The organism is Clostridia bacterium, from assembly GCA_017410375.1.
Lineage (GTDB): Bacteria > Bacillota > Clostridia > RGIG6154 > RGIG6154 > RGIG6154.
In genome coordinates this window covers 1-25,117 of the sequence record JAFQQW010000061.1, presented here as the reverse complement: position 1 = coordinate 25,117, position 25,117 = coordinate 1, and the positions used below count along the sequence as shown (strand labels likewise).

Here is a 25,117-nt window from a genome sequence, read left to right as displayed (position 1 = left end):
TCACAAAATCCGTTTTTCTCCATAAAATAATAGGAGAAAGGATGATGTGAATATGTGCGGAATTGCAGGCTTTGTACACCAAAGCATTCCACTCAATCAGCCCGAATACAAAGCACTTGGCGAAAAAATGGCACACACCCTTTCCCATCGGGGACCCGATGCGGAAGGGGTTGTTGCGTACAATAACGCGGTGCTTGCCCATGCACGGCTGGCGGTGATTGATTTAGAAGGCGGAAATCAGCCCATGACCCGAACCAGAAACGGAAAGACATATACAGTGGTTTATAACGGTGAGCTTTACAACACCAAGGAAATCCGTCGCGAGCTGATACGGGAGGGGGCGTCGCTTTCTACCGAGTCGGATACCGAGGTGTTGCTTCTGGCATACATGTATTTCGGACCGGGCTTTGTGCATCTGTTAAATGGCATTTATGCGTTTGCCATTTGGGATGAATCGGAAAGAAAGCTGTTTTTGTGTAGGGATCGATTTGGAGTAAAGCCTCTTTTCTATACCATGAAGGACGGTTTTTTTGTGTTTGGCTCTGAAATAAAAGCCCTTTTTGCCTTTGGCGTGCCGGCAGAGCTTGACCGGGAGGGGCTTTGCGAAATTTTCGGTATCGGTCCTGCGGTATCACCCGGGGTCGGTGTGTTTAAAAATATCCACGAGGTAAAGCCCGGCTATTCAGGATATCTGACAGAGGAAGCGCTTTGTTTAACGCCGTATTACCGCCTGCATTCTGCTCTGCACACCGACAGCTATGAGGAAACGGTGGACACGGTGCGGTATCTGCTTTGTGATGCGGTGCGTCGGCAGACGGTGTCGGATGTACCCCTTTGCACCTTTTTGTCGGGAGGCTTGGATTCCAGTCTGATTACCGCCATTGTGGCGAAAAATCAGCAAGCCCCTCTTTGTACCTATTCTTTTGATTACGAGGGAAATGACCGCTATTTTAAGCCCTCCGAATTTCAGCCCGATGCAGACGGGGCATATATCAATATTATGGCAGAAACTTTTAAGACCGACCATAAGGTGTTGTATCAGAACTCTGTACAGCTGGTGGAAAATCTGTATAAAGCGGTGGAGTACAAGGATTTGCCGGGCATGGCGGATGTGGATTCTTCGCTTTTGGGCTTTTTGAGGCAGGTGCGGCAAAGACACACCGTTGCTCTTTCGGGCGAGTGTGCGGATGAAATTTTTGGTGGGTATCCGTGGTTTTTCAAGGAGGAAATGTTAAATTGCGGAACCTTTCCCTGGTGTCCCGATGTAGCGGGCAGAGAAGCCGTTTTGGCACCTGCACTTCGGGGAAAAATCGGACTTTTGGAATATGTGCAGGAAAAATACGAAAGCTTTTTATCCGAAATGCCCGAATTTACCTATCGGAATCCGTTGGATACGCGTCGTCGGGAGGTGGGGTTTTTAAATTTATACTGGTTTATGGCAACCCTGCTGAACCGGAAGGACAGAATGAGCATGGCAAGCGGTCTGGAGGTCCGGGTGCCGTTTTGCGACCATCGGCTGATTCAGTATGTGTGGAATATTCCGTGGGATATGAAGGCAAAGGATGGAGAACGAAAGCACATTTTAAGAGAAGCGGCAAAAGGCATTCTGCCCGAGTCGGTGCGGTGCCGTAAAAAAAGTCCGTACCCTAAAACCCACAACCCCGATTTTGAAAAACTGGTAAAGCAGGAATTAAAGGCGGTTCTGCAGGACAGAAATGCACCGATTCGCGATTTGATTGATTTGGAATATGCAAACAAGCTGACCGAGGACAATTATGATTACGGCAAGCCCTGGTTCGGTCAGCTGATGGCGGGACCGCAAAGAATTGCGTACCTGCTTCAGGTGAATTACTGGCTTGAAAAGTACAATGTGAGAATTCTTTCGGCTTGACAAAAAGGAAAATGAGGCATATAATGGAGATGCGGATAAACGCAAATATTTAAGAAAAAAGGTGAAGAGAAATGAAAAACACAATGAAAATCTTACTTTGCATGATGCTGGCTCTGGCAATGGCGTTGTCCTTTGCAGCTTGCGGTGAAGAGGAAGCACCGGCAGGCGGTGTTACAGAAGCACCAAATGAAGCAAAGTCTGAAACGGCGGCACCTGTGGCAGATGCCGTAGAGGGCTTTATGCAGGCGGTTGTGAGCCTGGATAGTGCTGAAATGAGCAAATATGTGGATGGTGAACTGCCCGAAGAGCTGAAGCAGGCTGACCTGAAGGTTATTATGGAAGGCATGGGCGAGGATTTTGGTGCTTCGACAGGCGAGTTTGAAGCTCTGATTAAAAAGATTGTAGCGGCAGCTATTTCCTATGAAGTCAAGAGTGTTGAAGAAGATGGCGATACTGCAGTTGCAAAAATTGCTTTGAGCATTAAAGATACGACCGCTTTAGAGAACATTGATTTTGATGCTATGCTGGCGGATCCTGCCATGGAAGAAAAACTTATGGGGTTACTTGAAGACGGAACCATTACAGAGGAGTCTTCCGAAGAAGAACTGATGAGCGCAATTTTTGACTTGGTTCTCCCTGTTATGGAAGAGGCTATGCTGGATGCGTTGGAAAATGCCGATGTTTCTGTCGAGGAATATGAAATGCCGCTTGTTTTGAAAGACGGTGAATGGAAAATCAGCGAAGATGGCGGTTTTTCCGGATCTGTGCTCGATACATTAAACGGTGTGTCTGCATTTTAATTTGTATTTTCAAAAACGCTTTCCTTTGAAAAAAGGAAAGCGTTTTTTCTGTTTCGAATTGACATTTGTCTGAAAATGCGGTATACTATTTAAAGATTGAGAGGTGTCTTTGGTATGCATAAGAAAATACTGTTTCTGCTTCTTACATTTGTTTTAATGCTCTCGTTTGTGGCATGCGGCGGTTCGAAGAATGCAGACGGTGCAAGGGATACGGTTGTGGCTTTTTCGGATGCGTTGGCAAGCTTAGATGCGGATGCGGCGAAAAAATGCTTAAAAGACGGGCAGACGGAGTTACTGAATCCGGAGCTTGACTTTAACCGTGCGAATATGATTGCAGAATACGAGCAGGTGGGCATTGACCAAAAGGAAGCAACAGCCATTACGGAAAAAATCATTGAGGTAAATAAACAGCTTGTAAGCTATAAGGTTATGGACACAGAGACAGACGGAAAGAAAGCGACCGTAACCGTTGTCTTTTCGGTAAAGGACCCGACAGACTGCTGGGATAAAATCTTAACCAGTGAAGAAATTCTTCTGGCATACGGCAGCGAAAGTCAGGGGGCTGTTGTCTTGAAAAGCTATGAATTACTGGAAAAGGAACTGGAAACGGTGTCAGCCAATTCCGTGAATGTGAAATTCAGCCTGGAGAATATAGACGGCAAGTGGCTGATTTCCGACATGGAAGACAAGATTCTGGAGGTATACTGATAAAAAGGAGAAAAGGAAAATGAAAAGAATAGGGTTGCTTTTCCTTGCAGGGTTGTTGTTGGTATCGTTTACTGCCTGTGATATGGGAAACGGAGAACAGGAAAAAAGAGAAGCCAATCTGCAAAAGGCAAAGCTTGAAGAGCAGAAGCAAAAAGGAAAAGATGCGGCAGGTGCTGCGATTGAATTTCTGAATAATCTGACAGAGTTAAGATGGGACGAGGCATGTGCCATGGCGGAAACGGAGTTGGAAACCAGAATGCCCGGTATCAATAGCCCGGACTGGGGTGTAACCGATGAAAGCTTAGCTTTATACGAAGAAATTCTCAGGGTTTGTATGCAAAACGGTAAAAACGTAGTGGCGGATAAGGAGAATGTGCGGTTTTCGGACGGGCAATGTGTGGTGCGCTGTGAGGTGTCGGCACCCAAATTGCAGACTTTTATGGATATCATTGCGTCAAATGGCTGGAAAACACCTGAGGAAGCGGAAATCAATACAGAGGTGATTCTTTCCGCACCCAGAGAAACTGTTTATGTGACCCTTCTTTTAACCGAAGAAAAGGAGCAGGACGGGTTAACCGCCTGGAAGGTTTGTGCAGAGTCGGATATCAGTGCTCTTGGTGTTATTTTTAATTAAACTTTTGCGTGTAGGAAACTACACGCTTCTTTTTTTTAAAAAAAGGTTGCATTTTGTAGAAAAGTGTGGTATAGTAATATTCGAAATTGAATATCCCCGTTGATGCTTTCGGAACGATAAGGACCGTCTGCGGAGGGAACTCTGGAGAATCTCAAGCTTACTTGAGTGCCGAAGGTGCAAGGATTTTTAAAATCCGAATCTCTCAGGCAAAAGGATAGAGGTAGCACAAGACTTTTTTTGGCGGTCTTTGTGTGTTTTCCGGAGTTGCTGATTCTGTTTCAGTAACTTTTTTATTTTTTAAGGAGGAAAAACAATGGACAAATTATTGGAAATTGTAAACACCGTCAACACCTATCTTTCAGACTATATTCTGATTGTGCTGTTGGTTGGTGTCGGCTTGTTCTTTACCATTAAAACCCGCTTTGTACAGGTGCGTTGCTTTGGTGAAGGCTTTAAGAAGGTATTTGGTAAATTTACATTAAGAGGCGGTAAGCAGGAGGGCGGTTTAAGCTCGTTCCAGGCTTTAGCTACTGCAATTGCGGCACAGGTTGGTACCGGTAACATCGTAGGTGCCTGCGGTGCAATTTTAGCAGGTGGTCCCGGCGCGATTTTCTGGATGTGGATTATTGCATTTTTGGGCATGGCAACCATCTATGCCGAAGCTGTTTTGGCACAGGAAACCCGTGAAGTGGATGCAGACGGCAACATTCAGGGCGGTCCTGTTTACTACATGAAAAAGGCGTTCCCGAACGGCTTTGGTAAGTTTTTGTCTGTTTTCTTTGCGATTGCAACCATCATTGCACTGGGCTTTATCGGTGTAATGGTACAGTCTAATTCTATTGCAGGCTCTGTGGCAACCGCAGCACCGGCAATTCCGAGCTTTGTAGTGGGTCTGGTTGTTGCAGGTATCTCGGCATTTATTTTTATCGGTGGTGTAAGCAGATTGGCTTCCGTTACCGAAAAAATGGTACCGATTATGGCGGTTATTTACTTGCTTGGCGGTCTGGCGATTGTGATTGCAAGAATCCAGTATCTGCCCGAAGCAGTTGGTATGATTTTCAAATATGCGTTCCAGCCCCAGGCAATCATTGGCGGTGCGTTTGGTGCGGCACTCAAAGCTGCAATCAGCCAGGGTGCAAAGAGAGGCTTGTTCTCCAACGAAGCCGGTATGGGTTCTACACCGCATGCGCACGCTTTGGCAAAGGTTGAAAAGCCCCACGATCAGGGTGTTGTAGCGATGACAGGCTTGTTTATTGATACTTTTGTGGTACTTACCATGACTGCGTTGATTGTTATCACCACCCTTTATGCAGGCAACGGTGTGCTGTCTACTGCTGACGGTGCAAAGGTAGCCGTAGAAGGCGGTCTTGCAAATACCAATATGGTACAAAATGCATTCCAGGTTGTATTCGCAGGGAATCTTGGTGCAAAAATCGGTGCAATTTTTGTAGCGGTTTGTCTGTTCTTCTTTGCGTTTTCTACCATCCTCAGCTGGAATCTCTTTGGTAAAGTGAATGCACAGTATCTGTTCGGCAAAAAGGCAGTTATTGTGTACTCTGTAATCAGCGTTTTGTGTATCTTCTTAGGTACTGTTATGAAAAATGATCTGGTTTGGGCTTTGATGGATATGTTTAACCAGTTGATGGTTTTGCCTAACGTTATTGCCCTTGTGGCACTTGCGGGCATTGTTGTGAAGACCTCCAAGTCCAATAAGTTGCAGAAATAAGCGTTTTAATCATATTAAAAGTAAGTAACGGAGCGGAATTCTTAGAGAATTCCGCTCCGTTTTTTGTGCGTTCTGTGCAGGAGATGCTTCACATGTATTCAGCATGACAGCGACCCTCAGCAGGGAATGCTTTTTGTGCAAATGTCAACTTTAAACATGAATCGGTCAACTTTCATTGTTGCGTGATGATTGAAATTATGGTACACTTAAAGAAAGAATAGAGTGATAAAAGTCACTTTTGATTAAGAAGAAAAAAGGAGAGAGAAGTATGAAAAAGATGACAGCATTGCTGTTGGTGCTTTGTATGGTACTGTCTTTGGTGCCTTTTACGGCTTTTGCGGCAGATGCACCCATCAAGGACGGCAAGACCTACATTGTAATTACACCTGCGGTTTTCAGCGACAAAGCAGGTTGGTCACACACCAGCGACAAGGACCAGGCACAATCCTTCGGGTATATGCTGGGCGGTAAAAAAGGTACGCCTGTTACCGAAAATCCGTCGGTGGATGTGGAAATCCCGAAGGATGGTACTTATAAAATTTATGTATTGGGCAAGGACAGTACTTCTGCCCCCGGTACCCGCTATTTTGATGTGGTTTTAGGGGATGTGACTTATCGTACCGGTAACCACGGTCAGAACGGCTTTTGCTGGCAATCTTCGGGAGAATTGCAGGCAACTGCAGGCAAAACGACTCTGACGCTTACCGATGTTTCGGGTAACTATTCCCGTTGTGCAGCAATTGTTATCACAGACGATCTGACATTTGCACCCGGTTCGGATAACGAAGCTGTAGCGGCTTTGAGCAAAATTAAGTACAAGCCGGACGAAATCCAGACCACAAAGAAAGCAACCATTCAGGGCGAGGCGAATGCAGAGGGCGAAGTCATTGCTCCGACAGAGCCTGCAAAACCGTCTGCAAGCGGTTCTGCGGTTGGCAAAGCTGATTTTGGTGACGGCAAGAATTATGTGGTGGTGATGCCCCACGCATTTAAGGATTTAAAAGACTGGTCGCTTACAAAGGATAAGACGGACGAGCAGTCCTATTCCTATCTGATTGGCGGTAAAGCGGGCGTTACTGCAGAAAAGAATCCTTCTGTTGAGGTGATTCTGCCTGAAGATGGCACTTATAAAATCTATGCATTAAGCAAGGATTCCAACGAGGGGGCAGGCTCCCGTTATTATGATATTGTTTTGGGCGAATTCGCTTATCGTACAGGCAATCACGGTCAGAAGGGCTTTAGCTGGCAGTCTTCCGAGCCAATAGAGGTTACCGCCGGCAAAACCACTTTGTCGGTTATGGATGTATCGGGCAACTATTCCCGTTGTGCAGCGATTGTAATTACGGATAATCTTTCGTTTAATCCCGGCGCTGACAATGAAAGTGTGGCTGCCATTGCCGAAAAGGCAAATGTAAAGGCTTCTGCCGCAGACGTAAAGGATGCAACCGTTACAGGCGTTTCCACAGGCGAATTGCCCGGTGCGGTACGCGACAAGAACGTTGCGCCCTATGCACTGAAGGCAGATAAAACTTATATGGTTTTTGACACCACTTCCTTTAAGGATTTGGGCGACTGGAAGATTGAGACGGCAGATGGCGTGACCTATCTGGTTGGCGGTGCGAACGAAAATCCTGCACAGAACAATCCTGCTATTCAAATTGTGTTGCCTAAGGATGCAACCTATAAATTCTATGCCTATACCAAGGATTATGCACGCAATAAGGCGGGGAGCCGTCATTTTGAAGCGGTGCTGGGGGACGGAATTGTTTCCGAAAGACTTGGTAATCACGGTAAAAACGGCTTTGAATGGCAAAAAAGCGAAGCCTTTACCGTTTTTGGCGGTGAAATGGCGCTTACGTTAAAAGACACCAGCGGGAATCAACCGCGTGTGGCAATGCTGGTCATTACAGACGATTTGGATTTTGATCCCAAATGCAATGACAGACAGATGACTGCTTTGAAAGAAAAGCTGTATAAGGCAGGGGATTATACCTATACCAAAGGGGATGTGACCGGCAGACCCGCATCCGAAATTGCGGTTCGTTTAAACGGCGAATGGATGCAGTTTGATGTAGACCCCATTTTGATGAACGACAGAACCATGGTACCTTTCCGTGCGATTTTTGAAGCGCTGGGATGTACCGTTTCCTGGGATGATGTGAATCAGACCGCCATCGGTATGCGAAACGGGCAGAAAATTGTTTTGCCTATCGGTTCTTTGAATGTTTCTGTAAACAACGTGGCAAAGGTTTTGGATCAGCCTGCCGTATTAAAGGATGGCAGAACTTTGGTTCCGCTCCGCTTTGTATCCGAATCTTTAGGTGCACAGGTGGAATGGTTTGAGGATACCCAGACCGTTGCGATTTCTGCATCCGTACCTACCGAAAAAGTATTTTTGACCTTTGAATCCTTTGTGGACATGGGGACATGGGTCAGAGAAATCAAGTCTACCGATGCGTTTAATGATCAGGCGATGAAGGGTACAAAACCTGCGGGCACACAATCAACGCCCGAGGATGCAGATCCTTCAAATACAAGACCTGCGATTGCAAACATTGATGTGAACGGCGGTACCTATTATGTATGGGGACACGCAAAAGACTTTTCGACCAATGCACAGGGCTCTCGCTTTATGAATGTCGGCTTTGACGATATGCCCATGATGGAAAACCGTATGGGTGACCATGGCAAGCAGGGCTATGTGTGGGAGCTTTTGGGTACGGTGGATTTAACCCGTGGCAGACACAAGCTTAAGGTATATGATACCTCCGGCTACTATGCGCGTTTTGACGGTATTCTTTTAACCACCGATTCTGAGTATGTTCCTGCCGAATCCTATGAACTTATTGTACAGGATGTTGTACCTGTTTCGGGTGCGGCAGATATTAAATTCCCCTTCCCGGGCTATGCAAATGAGCAGGGTGTGCCGACCGAATCTTATTCCATTGAAAACGACAAGACGAAAGTCGTATTTTATAAAGTACCCACCTCCAACGGACAGGTGGTACAAAGAGAAATTTATTCCAAATCAAACGGGTCTTGGGTAAAAACCACCGGCAGAAATGAGGATTTAGGCTACTATGTGGTGCGGGCAGACAAGGCTTCTTATGCCGAAGTGCGTGACCTGCTGAATATGCAGACTACATTTACTTATGGTGGTGAAACCATTGAAGGCAGCACCACAAATCCGTATGTGGCAGGTGTCGGAAAATGGTTTGTGCCGACCGATTACACGGTAGACGGGAACAAGGTAATTCTTTCCTGTGCGTCCAATGAATACGGTACACTTACCGCAACCTGGTCATTGGATGACAATACTGCACCTTTGGTTTCGGTAGATGTATCCTTTGCGCAGGATGGTTATTATACCGTTGGTGTGCATGAGGGTAAGGGCTTTTTGTATGAAGGATTTGAGCATGCGCTGGCACCGTTCCGTGTGGCATATAAACGTGTAAGTGAAAAACCACAGCTTTATACCGAATCTTATCTCTTTACACCTATGGGTGCCCACACCCTTTATGCCAACAACGAATACGCGGCACTTCCTGTAACTAAGGGTGTTGTGGCAGAGCCAAGCTGGATTCCGGTAAGATGGGTATATGAAAACAACAATCTGTTCGGTATTACCATGAATGATGCAAGCAATATGCATCAGGCAGCCTTGTTTGCACCTGTACTGGGCTCTGCAGAATCCAAAATGACTGCAGGACAGAACTATAATGTTCAGGTTCGTATGATTTCTACCGTGGCAGACTGGTTTGCAAACTACGAAGATACCGTAACCAATCTGTTTGACGTAACCGACTACCGAAAGAATTATGTGGTTTCTTTAAACCAGGCAATTTTCAACACCCGTAAAACCGCATTGGATGACAAATACAGCGGTTGGGATGTGTATGATAAGGCATACTATAACATGGAAAACGGCAACCGTACTTCTAACGCAAACGGTATGCAGGCTCTGCAGGATTACCTCCTGACCGAGGATATGGAGATGCTTGAAAAACGTACCATTCCCTCTGTTGCAAATGCGCTGACCCGCGGAAGCTTCCACTTTAACCGTGTGGGTACATCCGATGAGGACGGCTTTGAGAAGGTAAGCAATCCCTCTGCGATAGGCAGTCCCATTGCAAACTTTAATGCCAACGTGTGGGGCGGTATGTATGAAATGTCCCGTGGTATGATGCCGTTTTTGCACCAGCAGACATTGCTTAAGGGGCAGCAGGCGGTAACCAATTCCGCATCCAGCTCCATTGCACCTTTTGTGAATGATTTGTATATGTACAAATATTCAGGCGACAAGCAATACTTGGATAAGGCAATTGCGGGGGCAGACAAATATTTAGAAGAATCTGTGTACGCAGAAAATGCGGAAATGCCGGTATGGACAACCTTTATCTGGGTTTCGTACTATCCGAACTTAGGTTCGCTGATGGATATTTATGAAATTACCGGTGACAAGAAATACTTAGATGCGGCAGAGAAAACCGCACAATGGATGTCTACTGCATTCTGGGTACCGGGTGTGGACGGTACCAGAAAGACCGATAAAATCATCATGGTCAACGATTGGGAAACCATGAAGAAGGACAACTGGATAGCAAAACAGGAAACCACCAGAACCTATTGGTGGGCAGGCGACAAGCAAATGCGTATCGGTCGTGAGGAAAACCTTGCTGAAAATCCCGAATCCTTAAAGAATATTACAGACAGAACCCGTTTGGAAGAGGGCTGGCTGGCTTCCCGTACAGGCCTTGGCATTGAGCAGGCTTCTACTTTTAAAAACGGCTTGAACATCATCATGCAGTCGTTTGCAGGGGATTTTCTGAAGCTTTCGGCATACACCGGCAACGATTATTATGCAACCCTTGCAAAGAACACCATTATCGGCAGATTCAGCAACTATGACGGTTATTACAGAACCTGCTACACCACCTATCAGCAGGAAATCAACTATCCTGTTGAAGGACCCGATTACACAGGTATTTACTGGCATCACATTCCGCCGTTTTTGGCGATGCTGGAGGACTTCTTAATTAACCAGACCTTTGCAAGCTCCAACCAAAACATTCATTTCCCGTCTCTTCGTCAGAACGGGTATGCATACTTTAACTCCAACCAGTACGGGCATGCACCCGGTAAGTTCTATGAAGAAGAAGGTATGTGGCCCTGGCTGGCAGAGGATACTGTTTTGCCCGATTCCATTCAGATTAACTGGATGGCGGCAAGAAAAGATGGTGTGATGGGCGTGGCATTCATGAACGAGGACCATGTGGATACCACCACAACCGTATCTTTAGGCGCTAAAGTGCCGGGCGGTGCAAATTACAGCGGAACGGCTGTTTTGTATGATGAAAACGGCAAAATTGGTACAGTGGAAGTGGCAAACGGTAAGTTTACGTTAACCGTTCCTGCAAAGGGCTTCAGAGCAGTTAAACTGAACATTCCGGAAGTGAAAGCACCTGCCTTTGCATCCATGGATTACAGTGCGACCTCCGCAACACTTGGTGCAACCGTATCCGAGCATACCAACGGTAAAGGCTATACCTTACAGCTGTCGCCGGAATTCTACTATGCGTATGTGTACACCACAACCAATCAGAGAAAGATTCAGAGTGCGACCCTGACATACACGGTAAACGGCGAAACCAAAACCGAAACGGCAACTGTATATCCCTTTGAATTTATTGTAAAAGTGGATGACCCTGATGCAGAGTTTACCTACACAATAAGTGAAACAGACTTAGAGGGCAAGGTAACTGAATTGGGTGGCGGTACACTCATGACCGCAGCCCTTTCTGCAAAGAAAGGTATTAAAGAACCGGTTGTGGTTGAGATTGAAAAAGAGGTACCTGTGCCTGAGGTGAAACCGACTGCAGCGGCAAAGGCTTTGAAATTTGACCCGACTCCTGTTACCTGCAAATCTCAGGGGAGCAGTAAAACGGGCGAGCTTCGCTTTGTAATCGAAAAGGAGGGCATGCCCTTTGAAGCAAACGCGGACAATGTGGTAGGTCTTACCATCAGCGGTGTAATCAACATTACAGCAAACGGCAAACAAGAAAAATTCAAGTCCAGAATATTGGGATTTGAGGATCGCAACAGCACACAGATTATTTTGGTTGTTGCGCCCACCGAGGCAATACATGCACAAAATTACGGTGCGACTTCTTCCGGCAGATACAGCTGGTCGGATGTAGTATTAAGTCCCGTAGAATAAAAAAACAAAAGAAGTGTCGAGTACGACACTTCTTTTTTTAGTGCAACTTTTTTAATGAAAAATAGCATTTTAGGCAACAAAAAGATAATTTTAAACAACAAGAGAGCAATTTTTTGCATTTGACAGAATTTTAAATTATGATATACTAAAAATAGAGTAAGGTTGGCTTAAACCGATTAAAAAAAGAAAAGGAGAAAAAATATGAAAAAAGTTACAGCATTTTTGTTGGCACTTTGTATGGTTTTGGCACTTATGCCCTTTGGGGTAATGGCGGCAGATGCGCCTTTAAAGAGCGGAAAAACCTACATCGTGCTGACACCCCGTACCTTTGAAAATCTCGGTGCGTGGACTGTTACTACAGATAGTAGTGCCGCGTATGAGTATCTTTTGGGCGGTAAGGATGGTAAGGCGGTAAAGCAGAATCCGTCTATTGAAATCAATTTGCCCAAAGACGGTACATACAAAATTTATGCGCTGTCCAAAGACCACACCACAGCCCCGGGCACCCGTTATTATGATGTGTATCTGGGCGATGTGTCCTATCGCACCGGTGACCATGGGCAGATGGGCTTTGCATGGCAGTCCTCGGGCGAGCTTAAGGTTCAGGCAGGTAAAGCGGTCTTTTCTTTTAAAGATGTAGTCGGTAACTATCCCCGTTGTGCGATGATTGTGATCACCGACGACTTAAGCTTTAAGCCGGGCGCGGATGATGCATCGGTAAAGGCGCTTGCGGAGTCTGCGTATGTGCAAGGAACCCTTCCTTCAAAGGATGCGGTTATTATTGGTGAATCCACCGGCGGTGCACCCGAAGACAAGGAGGATGCGCCTGCAACGGAGATAACACCTGCGCCTGTTGAGCCGGAGGGTCCGGTTGAACCCTCAAAAGCTTTAAAGGAAGGCAAGAATTATCTGATTTTTAACAATTCTTCCTTTGAAGACTTAGGCGATTGGCATATTGAAAAGGATAAAGAAAGCTCCATTACCTATATGACCGGCGGTGCGGCGGCAAAGCCTGCAACCCGTAGCCCCAAGACCAATATCGTTTTGCCGGACAACGGAATCTATAAGGTTTATGCCATTGCAAAGGATTTTGCAAACAACGCACCCGGCACCAGACATTTTGAGGTGGTTATCGGCGATTCTGTAGTACAGCGCCTGGGTAATCACGGTGAAGAAGGCTTTAACTGGCAGGCTTCTCCTGAATTTTCTTATTTCGGCGGTGAAACCAGCCTGGAAATCAAAGACTCCAGCGGTAACAGCGCGCGTGTTGCGATGATTGTCATTACCGATGACTTGGAATTTAATCCTGAAAGCACGAAGGCTGAAATCTTGTCTTTGGCACTGGATTTGTATAAGCAGGGTGACTATTCCTACGATGAAACAAGCCTTCCGGGCAGACCGGCTTCTGAAATTGCAGTAAATTTAAATGGCGAATGGATGCAGTTTGATGTAGACCCCGTTTTGATGAATGACAGAACCATGGTGCCTTTCCGTGCGATTTTTGAAGCGCTCGGTTGCACCGTATCCTGGGATGACGAGAATCAGACCGCCATCGGTGAGCGGAATGGTGTGCGCATCGAATTGCCCATCGGTATGTCCAATGCACTGGTCGGGAACAGAGCGAAAGTGCTTGACCAGCCGGCTGTATTAAAAGATGGCAGAACCCTAGTACCTTTGCGCTTTGTTTCGGAAGCGTTAGGTGCGCAGGTAAAATGGATAGATGCAACCCAGACGGTTGTGATTTTGGCAATCATTCCGGAGGAAACGGTCTTTTTCAACATGCAGTCCTTTGTAGATGTGGGTACCTGGACAAGAGAGCCTGCATCTTCAGATGCGTTTAACGACAGCGCGTTGCGCGGTATGATTCCCGCTAAACCCAATGCAAAGCCGGAGGACGCAGATCCTTCCAACACAAGACCTGCCATTGCAAACTTTTCGGTTAAGGGTGGCACCTATTATGTATGGGGTCACGCAAAAGATTTTGCAACCAATGCCCAGGGCAGCCGTTTCATGAATGTCGGCTTTGATGATATGCCCATGCTGGAAAACCGTATGGGTGACCACGGTGCACAGGGCTACAGATGGGAGCTTTTGGGCGCGGTAGACCTTTCGGCAGGTAAGCATCAGCTGAAAATGTATGACACCTCCGGCTTCTATGCCCGTTTTGACGGTGTGCTTTTGACAAAAGACCCCGAATACAAGCCGGATGAAGTGTATGCAAACCTTCTAACTCTTACAACACCTATAAATGCGGCGGCTAACGTGAAGTTTAACTTCCCGAATTATGCCCTTGAACAGGCTGCACCCACAGAATCCCATTCCATTGAAAACGAACACACCAAGGTTGTGTTCTATAAGGTGCCTACTTCCAAGGGGCAGGTTGTTCAGCGTGAAATTTACTCTAAATCCAACGGTGCATGGGTAAAAACCACCGGCAGAGACGAGAAGTTAGGATACATTGTTATGCGTGCCGATGAAGCAAGATATACCGAAGACAGAGAAATGCTCAGCATGTATACCACCTTTTCATACGAGGGAGAAACCTTTGGCGGTGCGACCATTAATCCCTATAAAGCAGGTGTAGGCACATGGTTTGTGCCCACCGATTATACCGTAGAAGGGAATGTGGTTACTCTGCACGCATCAAATGATGTGGGTAGTATGACCGCGAAGTGGTCGTTAGATGACAACAAAGCGCCTTTGGTATCTATAGACACTACCTTTGCCAAGGACGGCTACTACACCATCGGTGTAAACGAAGGTAAGGGCTTTGAGTTTGAGCGTTTTGAATATGCACTGGCGCCTTTCCGTGTAGCCTATAAGAGAGTAAACGATGAGGCACAGTTATTCACAGAATCGTATCTCTTTACCCCCATGGGTACACATACTTTATATGCAAACAACGAATACAGCACACTCCCCGTAACCAAGGGTGTGGCGGTAGAGCCAAGCTGGATTCCGGTAAGATGGGTATATGCGGACAACAACCTGTTCGGCATTACCATGAACGATATGAACGGTTTGCACCAGGGGGCGGTATTTGCACCTGTTCTGGGTTCTGCGGAATCCAAAATGACTGCAGGACAGACCTATAATATGCAGGTTCGTATGATTTCGACCGTGGCAGACTGGTTTACTAACTACGAAAATATTGTAACCAATCTGTTTGACGTAACCGACTACAGAAAAAATCATGTGGTTTCGTTGAATCAGACCATTTTCAATACCCGTGAAACCGCTTTGGATGACAAATACGGAGGTTGGGATGTTTATGACAAGAACCACTATAACATGGAGTCGGGTAACATAACCTCCAATGCAAACACCATGCAGTATATGCAGGATTATCTTTTGAGCGAAGATGAGGATATGCTTACGCGTCGTGCAATTCCGACTATGGTTAACGCTTTAACCCGTGGCGGTTTGTTCTTTAACCGTGTAGGTACAACCGATACCGACTATTTCCAAAAGGTTGATGATCCGACAGCGATGAGCGGTCCCATTACCGGCTTTAACGCAAACGTTTGGGGCGGTATGTATGAAATGACCCGCGGTATGGTGCCGTTTTTACATCAGCATGCGCTGGTAAAGGGTCAGCAGGCGGTTACCAATTCCTATGGAGCGGTAGCACCCTTTGTAAACGATTTGAACATGTATAAATACACCGGCGACAAGACATACCTGCAAAAGGCTGTGGCAACTGCCGACAAGTATGTGGAAGACATGGTTTACAATGAAAATACCACTATGCCTGCATGGGAATCCTTTATTTGGATTTCATACTATCCGAATCTTGGTTCGCTGATGGATATTTATGAAGTAACCGGGGATAAAAAATACTTGGATGCCGCAGAAGAAACCGCAAAATGGATGTCTACTGCGTTCTGGGTGCCCGGTGTGGACGGAACCAGAAAGACAGACAAGATTGTCATGGTAAACGACTGGGAAGAAATGCAAAAGAGAGTGTGGATTGCAAGGGATGAAGCCGGCAGAACCTACTGGTGGGCAGGCGATAAACAGCTTCGCGCAGGCCGTGAAGAAAACTTGGCAGAAAACCCCGAGTCCTTAAAGAATATCACAGACAGAACCCGTTTGGAAGAGGGCTGGCTGGCTTCCCGTACAGGACTTGGTATTGAGCAGGCTTCTACCTTTAAAAATGGCTTGAACATCATCATGCAGTCGTTTGTAGGTGACTACATGAAGCTTGCGGCTTACACCGGCAACGATTATTATGCCACCATGGCAAAAAATGCAATTATCGGCAGATTCAGCGATTATGACGGCTATTACAGAGCGGCGTATACCACTTATCAGCAGGAAGTGGATTACCCCAAGGAAGGACCTGACTATACCAATCTGTACTGGCATCACATTCCGCCCTATTTGGCAATGCTGGAAGATTTCATCATTAATCAGACCTTTGCAGATTCTAACCAAAACATTCATTTCCCGTCTCTTCGTCAGAACGGGTATGCATACTTTAACTCCAACCAGTACGGGCATGCACCCGGTAAGTTCTATGAAGAAGAAGGTATGTGGCCCTGGCTTGCAGAAGATACCGTTCTGCCCGATTCCATTCAGATTAACTGGATGGCGGCAAGAAAAGACGGTGTGATGGGTGTGGCATTTATGAACGAGGACCATGTGGATACCACAACGACTATATCTTTAGGCGCTAAAGTGCCGGGCGGTGCAAATTACAGCGGAACGGCTGTTTTGTATGATGAAAACGGCAAGATTGGTACAGTGGAAGTGGCAAACGGCAAGTTTACGTTAACCGTTCCTGCAAAGGGCTTCAGAGCAGTTAAACTGAACATTCCGGAAGTGAAGGCTCCTTCCTTTGCATCGGTAAATTTTGATGTAACAAAGTCTACCCTCGGTGCAACTGTAACCGAACACAAGAACGGTAAGGGCTACACCTTGCAGATGTCACCTGATTTTTACTATGCGTATGTGTACACCACAACCAATCAGAGGAAGATTCAGAGTGCAACCCTGACATACACGGTAAACGGCGAAACCAAAACCGAAACGGCAACGGTATATCCCTTTGAATTTATTGTAAAAGTGGATGACCCGAATGCGGAATTTGTTTACACCTTAAGTGAAACCGATTTAAACGGCAAGGTAACCGAGCTTGGCGGCGGCACACTCATGACTGCGGCACTTTCTGCAAAGAAGGGAATTAAAGACCCGATTACGCAAGCACCCAAGGAAGAAACAAAGACGGAGGTTCAGGCAACCGCTGAGGCGAAGAAATTAAAATTTGAGCCGACAACCCTTACCTACAAGGCACAGGGCTGTGATTCCACAGGCAAGCTTCGTTTTGTACTGAATAAAGCAGGTCTTTCCTTTACACCCGATGAAAAGAATGTGGTCGGACTTACTTTAAGCGGTGTTCTGACCACCAGAGAAAACGAGACCATTGACTTTAAGACGGTGGTTATCGGCTATGAGGACAGAGGCGAAACCATGGTACTCATTACAGAGCCAACCGCAAAGGTTACTTCCGCAAAATACGGCAGTGACAACAGAGGACAGGGCACTTATGAGTGGTCGGACATGATTTTAGGTCCTGTTGAAAAATAACAAAAAAAAGAAACATCGCGTACGCGATGTTTCTTTTTTACTCTTCTTTTAAATAGATTCCGTTCAAGTGGATTTCTTCAAAATCCCGTTTTCTGCCCTGCAGGGATTGCAGGTATTTGGTGGGGGATACGCCAAACCGCTTTTTGAACATTCTGGAAAAGGTGAAAAGGTCGGGGTAGCCCACAGACCGTGCCACGGTGGAAACCGATTTGTGGTGCATTTTCAAAAGGGAAGCTGCGGTGTCCATGCGGTAGTTGGTTAAATATTCCTTTGGTGTTACGCCTACTTTTTCTTTGAAAAGCACCGAAAAATAGGTGCGGTTTAAATTCAGCTCTTGGGCAATTTCGTTTACCGTAAGTTCGCGCATGTAGCTGGAATGAATGATTTTTAAGGCTTCGTCTATATATTTGGTGGTGTAGTTTTCGCTGTCAATCAGAATGACGAACAAATCCCAGAGCCTTGCTTTTAAATATGCGGTTCTGCCGTTTTTAAAACGCTCGCACCGCTGAATACCATTGAAAATTTCGCTTGCACCGGGGCAGGGAATCACATCGTCTAAATGCAACACCTCGCTGGAGGCAAAGCCAATCCAGATATAGGTCCAGGGATTTTTATCGTCTGCACGGTAGTAGCTTTCTTCGCCCGGGGCAATCACAAACAGCTCGCCGGGATTGACGTTGTATTCTTTGCCCCCGGTCTGAAATACACCACACCCCGATACCACATAATGGATTAAATAGTTAGCACGCATATCCGGACCGTAGGAGTGACCGGGCATACAGTTTTCATGTCCGTAATACAGCGGGCGGAACTGCAATCGCGCCTCGTCCTGCACATAACCTAAATTCTGCATACCATTCCTCCTTTTTAAACCAACAAAATGCTAAGTTTAGATTTATTATAACATGATTAAAATCGGTTTGTCAACTAAAAAACGTATTTTTTCAGGGTTTTGATTCTGACCGGAAAACCAACAAAAATCTATGTAAATAAAGCAGAATTCTTGATATAATAAAAGAAAAAAGGAGGAATCAGTATGAAAAAGACAATTGCTTTATTGCTCACATTGGTTATGCTTGTGGGCATGATGCCTGTTTTTGCATCCGCTTCCGGAAGCGAAATCACGCTTAAAGCAGACAAAACCTACATCGTTCTGGGACCTGACGGATTTACTGCATCCGGTTCGTGGATTCCCCAGGCAGATGAGGAAACCAATCACAGAATTTTAATGGGTGGTAAATCCGGTAAGGGTGAGCCGAACGACCCGGCAACCATTCAGATTTGCCTGCCCAAAGACGGCAACTATAAAATTTACACCTATGCCAAGGATTATATGTCAAATCCGGGCACACGTTATTTTGAAGTGCGCCTGGGCGATATTTTCAAGTGCAACACCGGTAACCACGGCAAGCAGGGGTATTTCTGGCAAAGCTCAGATACAATCGGCACCTTTGGCGGTGAATACACCTTTGAAGTGGCTGACATGAAAGGAAATTATTCCAGATGTGCGGCGATTGTTATCACCGATGATCTGGAGTTTAACCCCTCATCCGACAAGGATGCGGTTGAAAAGCTTATTAAAGAGCATCAGTACAAGGTTGGCGATTTAAGCTACTCCGCGAGCGATGTAACCGGCAGACCTGCTTCCGAAATTGCGGTTCGCTTAAACGGCAACTGGATGACCTTTGATGTTGACCCCGTTTTGATGAATGACAGAACCATGGTGCCCTTCCGTGCGATTTTTGAAGCCCTGGGCTGTACTGTTTCCTGGGATGATGAAAATCAGGTTGCCATCGGCAAAAGAAACGGTAAGGAAATCCGTCTGCCCATTGGCTCTACCCGTGTAACGGTGGCAGGCGTTGGTTTGGATTTGGATCAGCCTGCCGTATTAAAGGACAGCAGAACATTAGTTCCGCTCCGTTTCGTATCCGAAGCACTGGGTGCACAGGTTAAATGGGATGATCCCACACAGACCGTAACCATTTTAGCGGCAATTCCGGACGAAATGGTATTGTTTGGTCAGGAATCCTATAATGATGTAGGTGCCTGGATTTTAGAGGGTGCGGCAGAAGGCGCGTTTAAAGAACAGGCAATGCGCGGTGCGGTGCCCGAAAAGCAGGCAGCAAAATTAGAAGATGCGGATACCACAAACAACAAGCCGGCAGTGGCTGTTTTCCAGTTGAATCAGGGCGGTACATACAGAGTATGGGCGCGTTCTAAGGACTATGCAACCAATCAGCAGGGTGACCGTTTCTTCCAGCTTGCATTTAACGACCAGCCCATGATGGAACACAAATACGGTACCCACGGCGGTACAGGCTATGCCTGGGCAACAGGCGGTACGGTTGAACTGCCTGCCGGAGAAAACACCCTTTATGTGCATGACACCTCCGGCTTCTATGCCCGTTTTGACGCGGTATTGCTCTCTAAGGATTTAAACTATGTACCTGCTGAAAGCTATGATACCGTTTCTCAGTTGGTGCTTCCTTATAATAATACACCGCAGGTTAACCGTTCCTTCCCGGCTTATGCAAAGGAACAAGGAATGGTTACGGACAGCACCACCATTGAAAATGACAGCACAAAGGTTGTATTTTCCAAGGTACAGACCTCAAAGGGGCAGGTGGTACAGAATGAAATCTATACCAAGCATGACGGTGCCTGGGTTCAGACCAAGGCGCGTGCTGAGGATTTAGGTTATGTTGCCATTCGCGCTGACGAAGCAAGCTACAGCGTATCTCAGGACAAATACGGCATGAAGATGAGCTACCAATATGAGGGTAGAACCTTCGGTGGTCTGACCTCTGACCCGTATAAAGCGGGTATACCCTACTACTTTGTACCTACTGATTACACGGTTGAGGGGGATAAGATTGTTTTGACCTCTGCCAATGAGGCAGGTACGCTTACAGCAACCTGGTCTTTGGATGAAGAAACCTATCCGCTGGTATCTATTGACTTTACCCCGGCTACCGACGGCTATTACACCGTTGCGGCATGGGAAGGCGGCGAATTCATCAGAGACGAGTTTGAATATGCTTTGGCACCCTTTAGAATTCAGTTTAAGCGTGTGCCTGAAGCTCCCGAACTCTTTAACGAACAGTATCTGTTTACTCCCATGGGTACCTATACCTTATATGCAAACAACAAGTACAATGCACTTCCTGTTACCAAGGGTGTTGTATTTGAACCGAGCTGGATTCCCCAGCGCTGGGTATACAAAGACAACTGCGTTTTAGGTATTTCCATGCACAGCGCGGACGGTATGTACCGCGGTACTGCTTTTGCACCGGTCATGGGTACAGAGCAGTCTAAAATGACGGCAGGTACGCCCTTTAATATGCAGGTGCGTATCGTATCCGACGTGGCAAGCTGGTCGGATAACTACCACAATACCGTAACAAACCTCTTTGATGTAAACGACTACAGAAAAAATTATGTAAATTCTTTAAACGATACCATCTTCAACACCCGAAACCTGATGTTAGATGACAAATACGGTGGCTGGGACAGTGAAGATATGGCGCATTACAACATGGAAGGTATGAATGTAACCTCTGTTGCAAACTCCATGATTGCTATGCAGGATTATCTTTTAAGCGAAGACGATGCAATGCTTGAAAAGAGAGCAATCCCGACCCTGGCAAACGCGCTGACCCGCGGTTATATTCACTTTAACCGTATCGGTGTTTCGGGCGGTGCATCCTACTGGACAGAAGGCGGCGGCAAGACCACGCCCGACCCCATTGGCGAGCCGGTTTCCGGCTTTAACGCAAACGTAATCGGCGGTATGTATGACATGACCCGCGGTACGTTGCCTTTCTTACATGATTATGCATTGGAAAAAGGTCAGAAAGCGGTAACCAACTCCTACGGCTCTATTGCACCATTCGTGAATGACCTTTCTATGTACAAGTATACAGGCGATAAAACATACTTGGATAAAGCAATCGCAGGGGCGGATGCATACTTAGAAAAAACCGTTTATGCGGAAAGCAATACACTCCCCGGCTGGACCAGCTTTATCTACATTTCCTACTATCCGAACCTGGCATCCCTGATGGATATTTATGAAGTAACCAAGGATCAGAAATACTTAGATGCCGCAGAATACGTGGCAGAATGGATGGCGACCGGTCTTTGGGTGCCCGGCGTGGACGGTGAAAAGAAAACTGCACCCGTTATGGCAAACGATTTGCCTGAAATGAAAAAGCGTTTCCACTACGGTTCTGAGACTTCTGCATCCATGTGGTGGGCAGGTCCTAAGCAGATGCGTATCGGTCGTGAAACCTTAACCGATATTGACCACAACAACGAAATTATCACCGAAAGAACCCGTGAGGTTGAAGGCTGGATTCCTTCCCGTGTAGGCTTAGGCGTTGAGCAGGCATCCACCTTTGGCGCAAGCTCGAACATTGTTATGCAGTCCTTTGTGGGCGACTTTATGCGTCTTTCTGCATACACAGGCAACGAATTCTTAGCAACCGCTGCAAGAAATGCCATCATCGGCAGATACAGAAGCTATGACGGTTACTACAGAAATGCATTTATTACCTATCAGCAGGAAAGCAATTATCCCGTAGACGGTCCTGATTACACAGGTATCTACTGGCATCATATTCCGCCTTTCCTGGCAATGCTGGAAGATTTCCTGATTAACCAGACCTTTGCATGGTCGGGCAGAAACATTTCGTTCCCGTCACTCCGTCAGCAGGGTTATGCATACTTTAACTCCAACCAGTACGGTCATGAAGCAGGTAAGTTCTATGATGAGGATAACATGTGGGCATGGCTGGCTGAGGATACCGTACATCCCGATTCCATTCAGGTTGACTGGATGGCGGCAAGAAAAGACGGTGTGGCAGGTATTGCGTTCATGAACGAGGACGAAGTGGCAACCACCACAACCATCACTTTAGGCGAAAAATTCGGTGCAGACAAGAATTATACCGGCACTGCAACCCTTTATGACAAGACCGGTAAAATCGGTACAGTTGATGTTAAAGACGGTAAATTCACTTTGACTATCCCTGCCAAATCTCTGCAGGCGGTTAAATTAAACATTGCATCCGTTAAAGCTCCGGCATTTGCATCTATTGCTTATGACCCGGCTGAAAAGACCGAAATCGGCGGTACCATTTCCAACCACAAGACCGGTAAGGGTTATACCCTCCAGATGTCGGGCGACAACTACTTTGCGTATGTTTACACCACCTACAAGCCGTCTCAGGCAAAGAGTGCAACCTTAACCTATACCGTAAACGGCAAGGAAAAGACATTAACTGACAACGTATATCCTTACGAGTTTATCGTTCGTGTGGATGATGTGAACGCAGAATTCAATTATAAACTGAAGGTTCAGAAGACAGACGGCTCTACCGAGGATTCGGGCGAAGGCGTACTGATGACTAAGAAAGTTTCGGATCAGAAGGGCATCAAATATGAAGCGCCTGCTGTATCGGATACAGGCACAGCGGCAGACGTGAGTGCAGAGGCAATGGCACTTCAGTTTGAACCCACCTTCATTAAGCTCAATACCCAAGGCGCGGGCAGCAACCAGTTCCGCTTTGTTGTTGCAAAGGATTCCATTCCGTTTGCACCCACAGCGGAGAATGTGAGGGGCTTGCTGATTACAGCAGACCTGATTACCCGCAGTGAGGGCAAGAAAGCGTTCAAAGGCTATATCACAGGCTTTGAAGACCGCGGTACAACCTGCGTACTGGTGGTAAAGGGCAATATAGATGTAGGCTCATACAGCAGTACTTCCGAGGGGGATGTGGCACACAGCTGGGAAAACATGGCAATTCATCCCTATAGCAGCAGCGGCGAAATTGAAGCGGCAGAAAAGAAGGTAAGTGAGTTGCGGTTTGACCCCGTATTGCTCAAGCTTAATACACAGGGGCAGAACAACGGTAAATTCCGTTTTGTAATTGCCAAAGAAGGACTTCCCTTTGAACCCAATGCAGAAAATGTAACGGGTCTTGTAATTAAAGGTATCATCCGTCACAAAGCAGACCAGAGTACTCTGGATTTTGAAGGCACGGTTGAAGATTACGAAGACCGCGGTACAACCTGCGTGCTGGTGGTTTCGGGTAACCAGAGCGCTACACAATACAATTCCACATCAGAGGGCGAAAAGAAATACACCTGGGAAAATCTGACGTTGTATCCTGCAAAATAAAGCTTTAATTCGAAAGCACCGCCGATAGGCGGTGCTTTCAAATTTGAATTCATCGACGTAATCATAAACGGCGAAGCCGATATCTGCGAAACAACCGTGGCTTGTTTCGCAAAAAGGAGAAAGCAAGCGAGAAAGGTGGATTACAAATGGGAATCCGAACAAGAAACGCAGCTTTTGACGTGATTGACAAAAAACGGTATATTTGATATAATATCGCCATAATGACAAAAAGGAGTGTTTAGCATGAAAAATTACAAGAGAATGATTGTTTGTTTAACCGTTCTGGTGTTGCTTTTTGCAAATGCATCGGCGGTTATGGCGGCAGAAACAAAGGTTTTGTACGGAAATCTGACTGAGCCGGTTTTAGAGGTGACCAATGTTCTTGGCTGGGATACCGTTTTCGGTGTAGATACGGGGATGGGTGTGCGCGAGTCTTATCTTTGCCAGGCACCGGTAACCGTTACAAATGTGATTGACGATATTTGCTTTTTCCCGGCAAGACAGCTGATTCCGGTGGATGGAGAGCTTTATTACAGCAGTATGTCTGTAGAGCCTGTCGGCAACATTTATGAATACAGCTATGACGAACAGACACAGCAGGCAACCCAAACGATTGTTCCGTATAATCCGGAGGTTCATGATGTTTCCGGCTTTGTAAAAGGCGGAACAATTACCATCACAAAACCGGGCATCTATGAAATCGGAGCATTGTTCCCGGCGGTTTACGAGGGGGTTGGTGCGGCATACTTAAACGTTATCGGTGATGCACAGCCCACCGCGTCAAAGGTTTATGTAAACGGTGTGGAAACGGCATTTGAAGCGTATAATATCGCAGACAACAATTACTTTAAGCTTCGGGATGTGGCGATGGCTATTTCCAGAACTGAAAAGCAGTATAATGTGGTATGGGACGAAGAAAAACAGGCAATCGAGTTGCTGAGCCTTACCCCTTACACAGCGGTAGGCGGGGAGCTTAGTATGGGAGAAATGAAGGTTAAAACCGCGCAGGCAACCGCATCGCGCATGTATAAAGACGGATTGCCCATCGGCTTTACCGCTTACACCATCGGGGACAACAACTATTTTATGCTCAGAGATTTAGGTGAGGTGTTTGACTTTGCGGTTCTCTGGGATGAAGCAACAGGCTCCATTTACATTGATACCACCAAACCCTACGAAGCAGAATAAAAACAAGGGAGCTGTAAATTTATTACAGCTCCTTTTTGGGGGATAGCAAAAACGCATTTATCAAAAGAAAACACGCAAAACTTTGCGTGTTTTCTTCATTTGGTGTCGTTCTTGTAAGTTTGTACAAACTTTGTTTGCCTTTATACTCGCGTTTTTGCGATCCGGACTTTTTTTACATCCCCT

Annotated in this window: 10 protein-coding genes and 1 riboswitch; of the genes, 9 read left to right on the top strand and 1 reads right to left on the bottom strand. The window is 46.4% G+C overall.

Annotated elements, in window-relative coordinates:
• The first annotated feature begins 52 nt into the window (after positions 1-52).
• The 7 genes from asnB to IJE10_10090 all read left to right on the top strand — a co-directional run bounded on the left by asnB (position 53) and on the right by IJE10_10090 (position 17,565).
• Positions 53-1,891 (top strand): asparagine synthase (glutamine-hydrolyzing), encoded by a 1,839-nt coding sequence (asnB, locus tag IJE10_10120; protein ID MBQ2968459.1) that lies wholly within the window; start codon positions 53-55, stop codon positions 1,889-1,891.
• 71 nt (positions 1,892-1,962) lie between these two features.
• Positions 1,963-2,691, top strand: a complete 729-nt coding sequence (locus IJE10_10115) for a hypothetical protein (protein ID MBQ2968458.1) — start codon at positions 1,963-1,965, stop codon at positions 2,689-2,691.
• A gap of 114 nt (positions 2,692-2,805) precedes the next feature.
• The gene (locus tag IJE10_10110) at positions 2,806-3,399 is read left to right on the top strand and encodes a hypothetical protein (protein MBQ2968457.1); all 594 of its coding nucleotides are present in this window, start codon (positions 2,806-2,808) and stop codon (positions 3,397-3,399) included.
• Between the two features lie 19 nt (positions 3,400-3,418).
• Positions 3,419-4,033 carry a hypothetical protein gene (locus tag IJE10_10105; GenBank protein MBQ2968456.1) on the top strand — a complete coding sequence of 205 codons (615 nt, stop codon included), beginning with the start codon at positions 3,419-3,421 and terminating at the stop codon, positions 4,031-4,033.
• A gap of 131 nt (positions 4,034-4,164) precedes the next feature.
• A riboswitch (glycine riboswitch) is annotated at positions 4,165-4,261 on the top strand.
• Positions 4,262-4,346: 85 nt separating this feature from the next.
• Positions 4,347-5,759, top strand: a complete 1,413-nt coding sequence (locus IJE10_10100) for a sodium:alanine symporter family protein (GenBank protein ID MBQ2968455.1) — start codon at positions 4,347-4,349, stop codon at positions 5,757-5,759.
• 268 nt (positions 5,760-6,027) lie between these two features.
• Entirely contained in the window at positions 6,028-11,976 is a 5,949-nt protein-coding gene (locus tag IJE10_10095) for a hypothetical protein (GenBank protein MBQ2968454.1), read from the top strand.
• A 201-nt stretch (positions 11,977-12,177) separates the two neighbouring features.
• On the top strand, positions 12,178-17,565 hold the full coding sequence (locus IJE10_10090; protein MBQ2968453.1) for a hypothetical protein: 5,388 nt from the start codon (positions 12,178-12,180) through the stop codon (positions 17,563-17,565).
• 37 nt (positions 17,566-17,602) lie between these two features.
• Here IJE10_10090 and IJE10_10085 read toward each other — a convergent pair whose 3' ends face one another.
• Positions 17,603-18,418: an AraC family transcriptional regulator gene (locus IJE10_10085; GenBank protein MBQ2968452.1), complete on the bottom strand. Its 816-nt coding sequence runs from the start codon at positions 18,416-18,418 to the stop codon at positions 17,603-17,605.
• 183 nt (positions 18,419-18,601) lie between these two features.
• Here IJE10_10085 and IJE10_10080 point away from each other — a divergent pair, with 183 nt between their 5' ends.
• Positions 18,602-23,746: a hypothetical protein gene (locus IJE10_10080; protein ID MBQ2968451.1), complete on the top strand. Its 5,145-nt coding sequence runs from the start codon at positions 18,602-18,604 to the stop codon at positions 23,744-23,746.
• Positions 23,747-23,989: 243 nt separating this feature from the next.
• On the top strand, positions 23,990-24,934 hold the full coding sequence (locus IJE10_10075) for a hypothetical protein (protein MBQ2968450.1): 945 nt from the start codon (positions 23,990-23,992) through the stop codon (positions 24,932-24,934).
• Positions 24,935-25,117: the final 183 nt, after the last annotated feature.

Excerpts from the sequence above, each read along its gene's own strand:
- asnB (MBQ2968459.1), top strand. The coding sequence starts at position 53 with ATGTGCGGAATTGCAGGCTTTGTACACCAAAGCATTCCACTCAATCAG.
- IJE10_10115 (MBQ2968458.1), top strand. The coding sequence starts at position 1,963 with ATGAAAAACACAATGAAAATCTTACTTTGCATGATGCTGGCTCTGGCA.
- IJE10_10110 (MBQ2968457.1), top strand. The coding sequence starts at position 2,806 with ATGCATAAGAAAATACTGTTTCTGCTTCTTACATTTGTTTTAATGCTC.
- IJE10_10105 (MBQ2968456.1), top strand. The coding sequence starts at position 3,419 with ATGAAAAGAATAGGGTTGCTTTTCCTTGCAGGGTTGTTGTTGGTATCG.
- IJE10_10100 (MBQ2968455.1), top strand. The coding sequence starts at position 4,347 with ATGGACAAATTATTGGAAATTGTAAACACCGTCAACACCTATCTTTCA.
- IJE10_10095 (MBQ2968454.1), top strand. The coding sequence starts at position 6,028 with ATGAAAAAGATGACAGCATTGCTGTTGGTGCTTTGTATGGTACTGTCT.
- IJE10_10090 (MBQ2968453.1), top strand. The coding sequence starts at position 12,178 with ATGAAAAAAGTTACAGCATTTTTGTTGGCACTTTGTATGGTTTTGGCA.
- IJE10_10085 (MBQ2968452.1), bottom strand. The coding sequence starts at position 18,418 with ATGCAGAATTTAGGTTATGTGCAGGACGAGGCGCGATTGCAGTTCCGC.
- IJE10_10080 (MBQ2968451.1), top strand. The coding sequence starts at position 18,602 with ATGAAAAAGACAATTGCTTTATTGCTCACATTGGTTATGCTTGTGGGC.
- IJE10_10075 (MBQ2968450.1), top strand. The coding sequence starts at position 23,990 with ATGAAAAATTACAAGAGAATGATTGTTTGTTTAACCGTTCTGGTGTTG.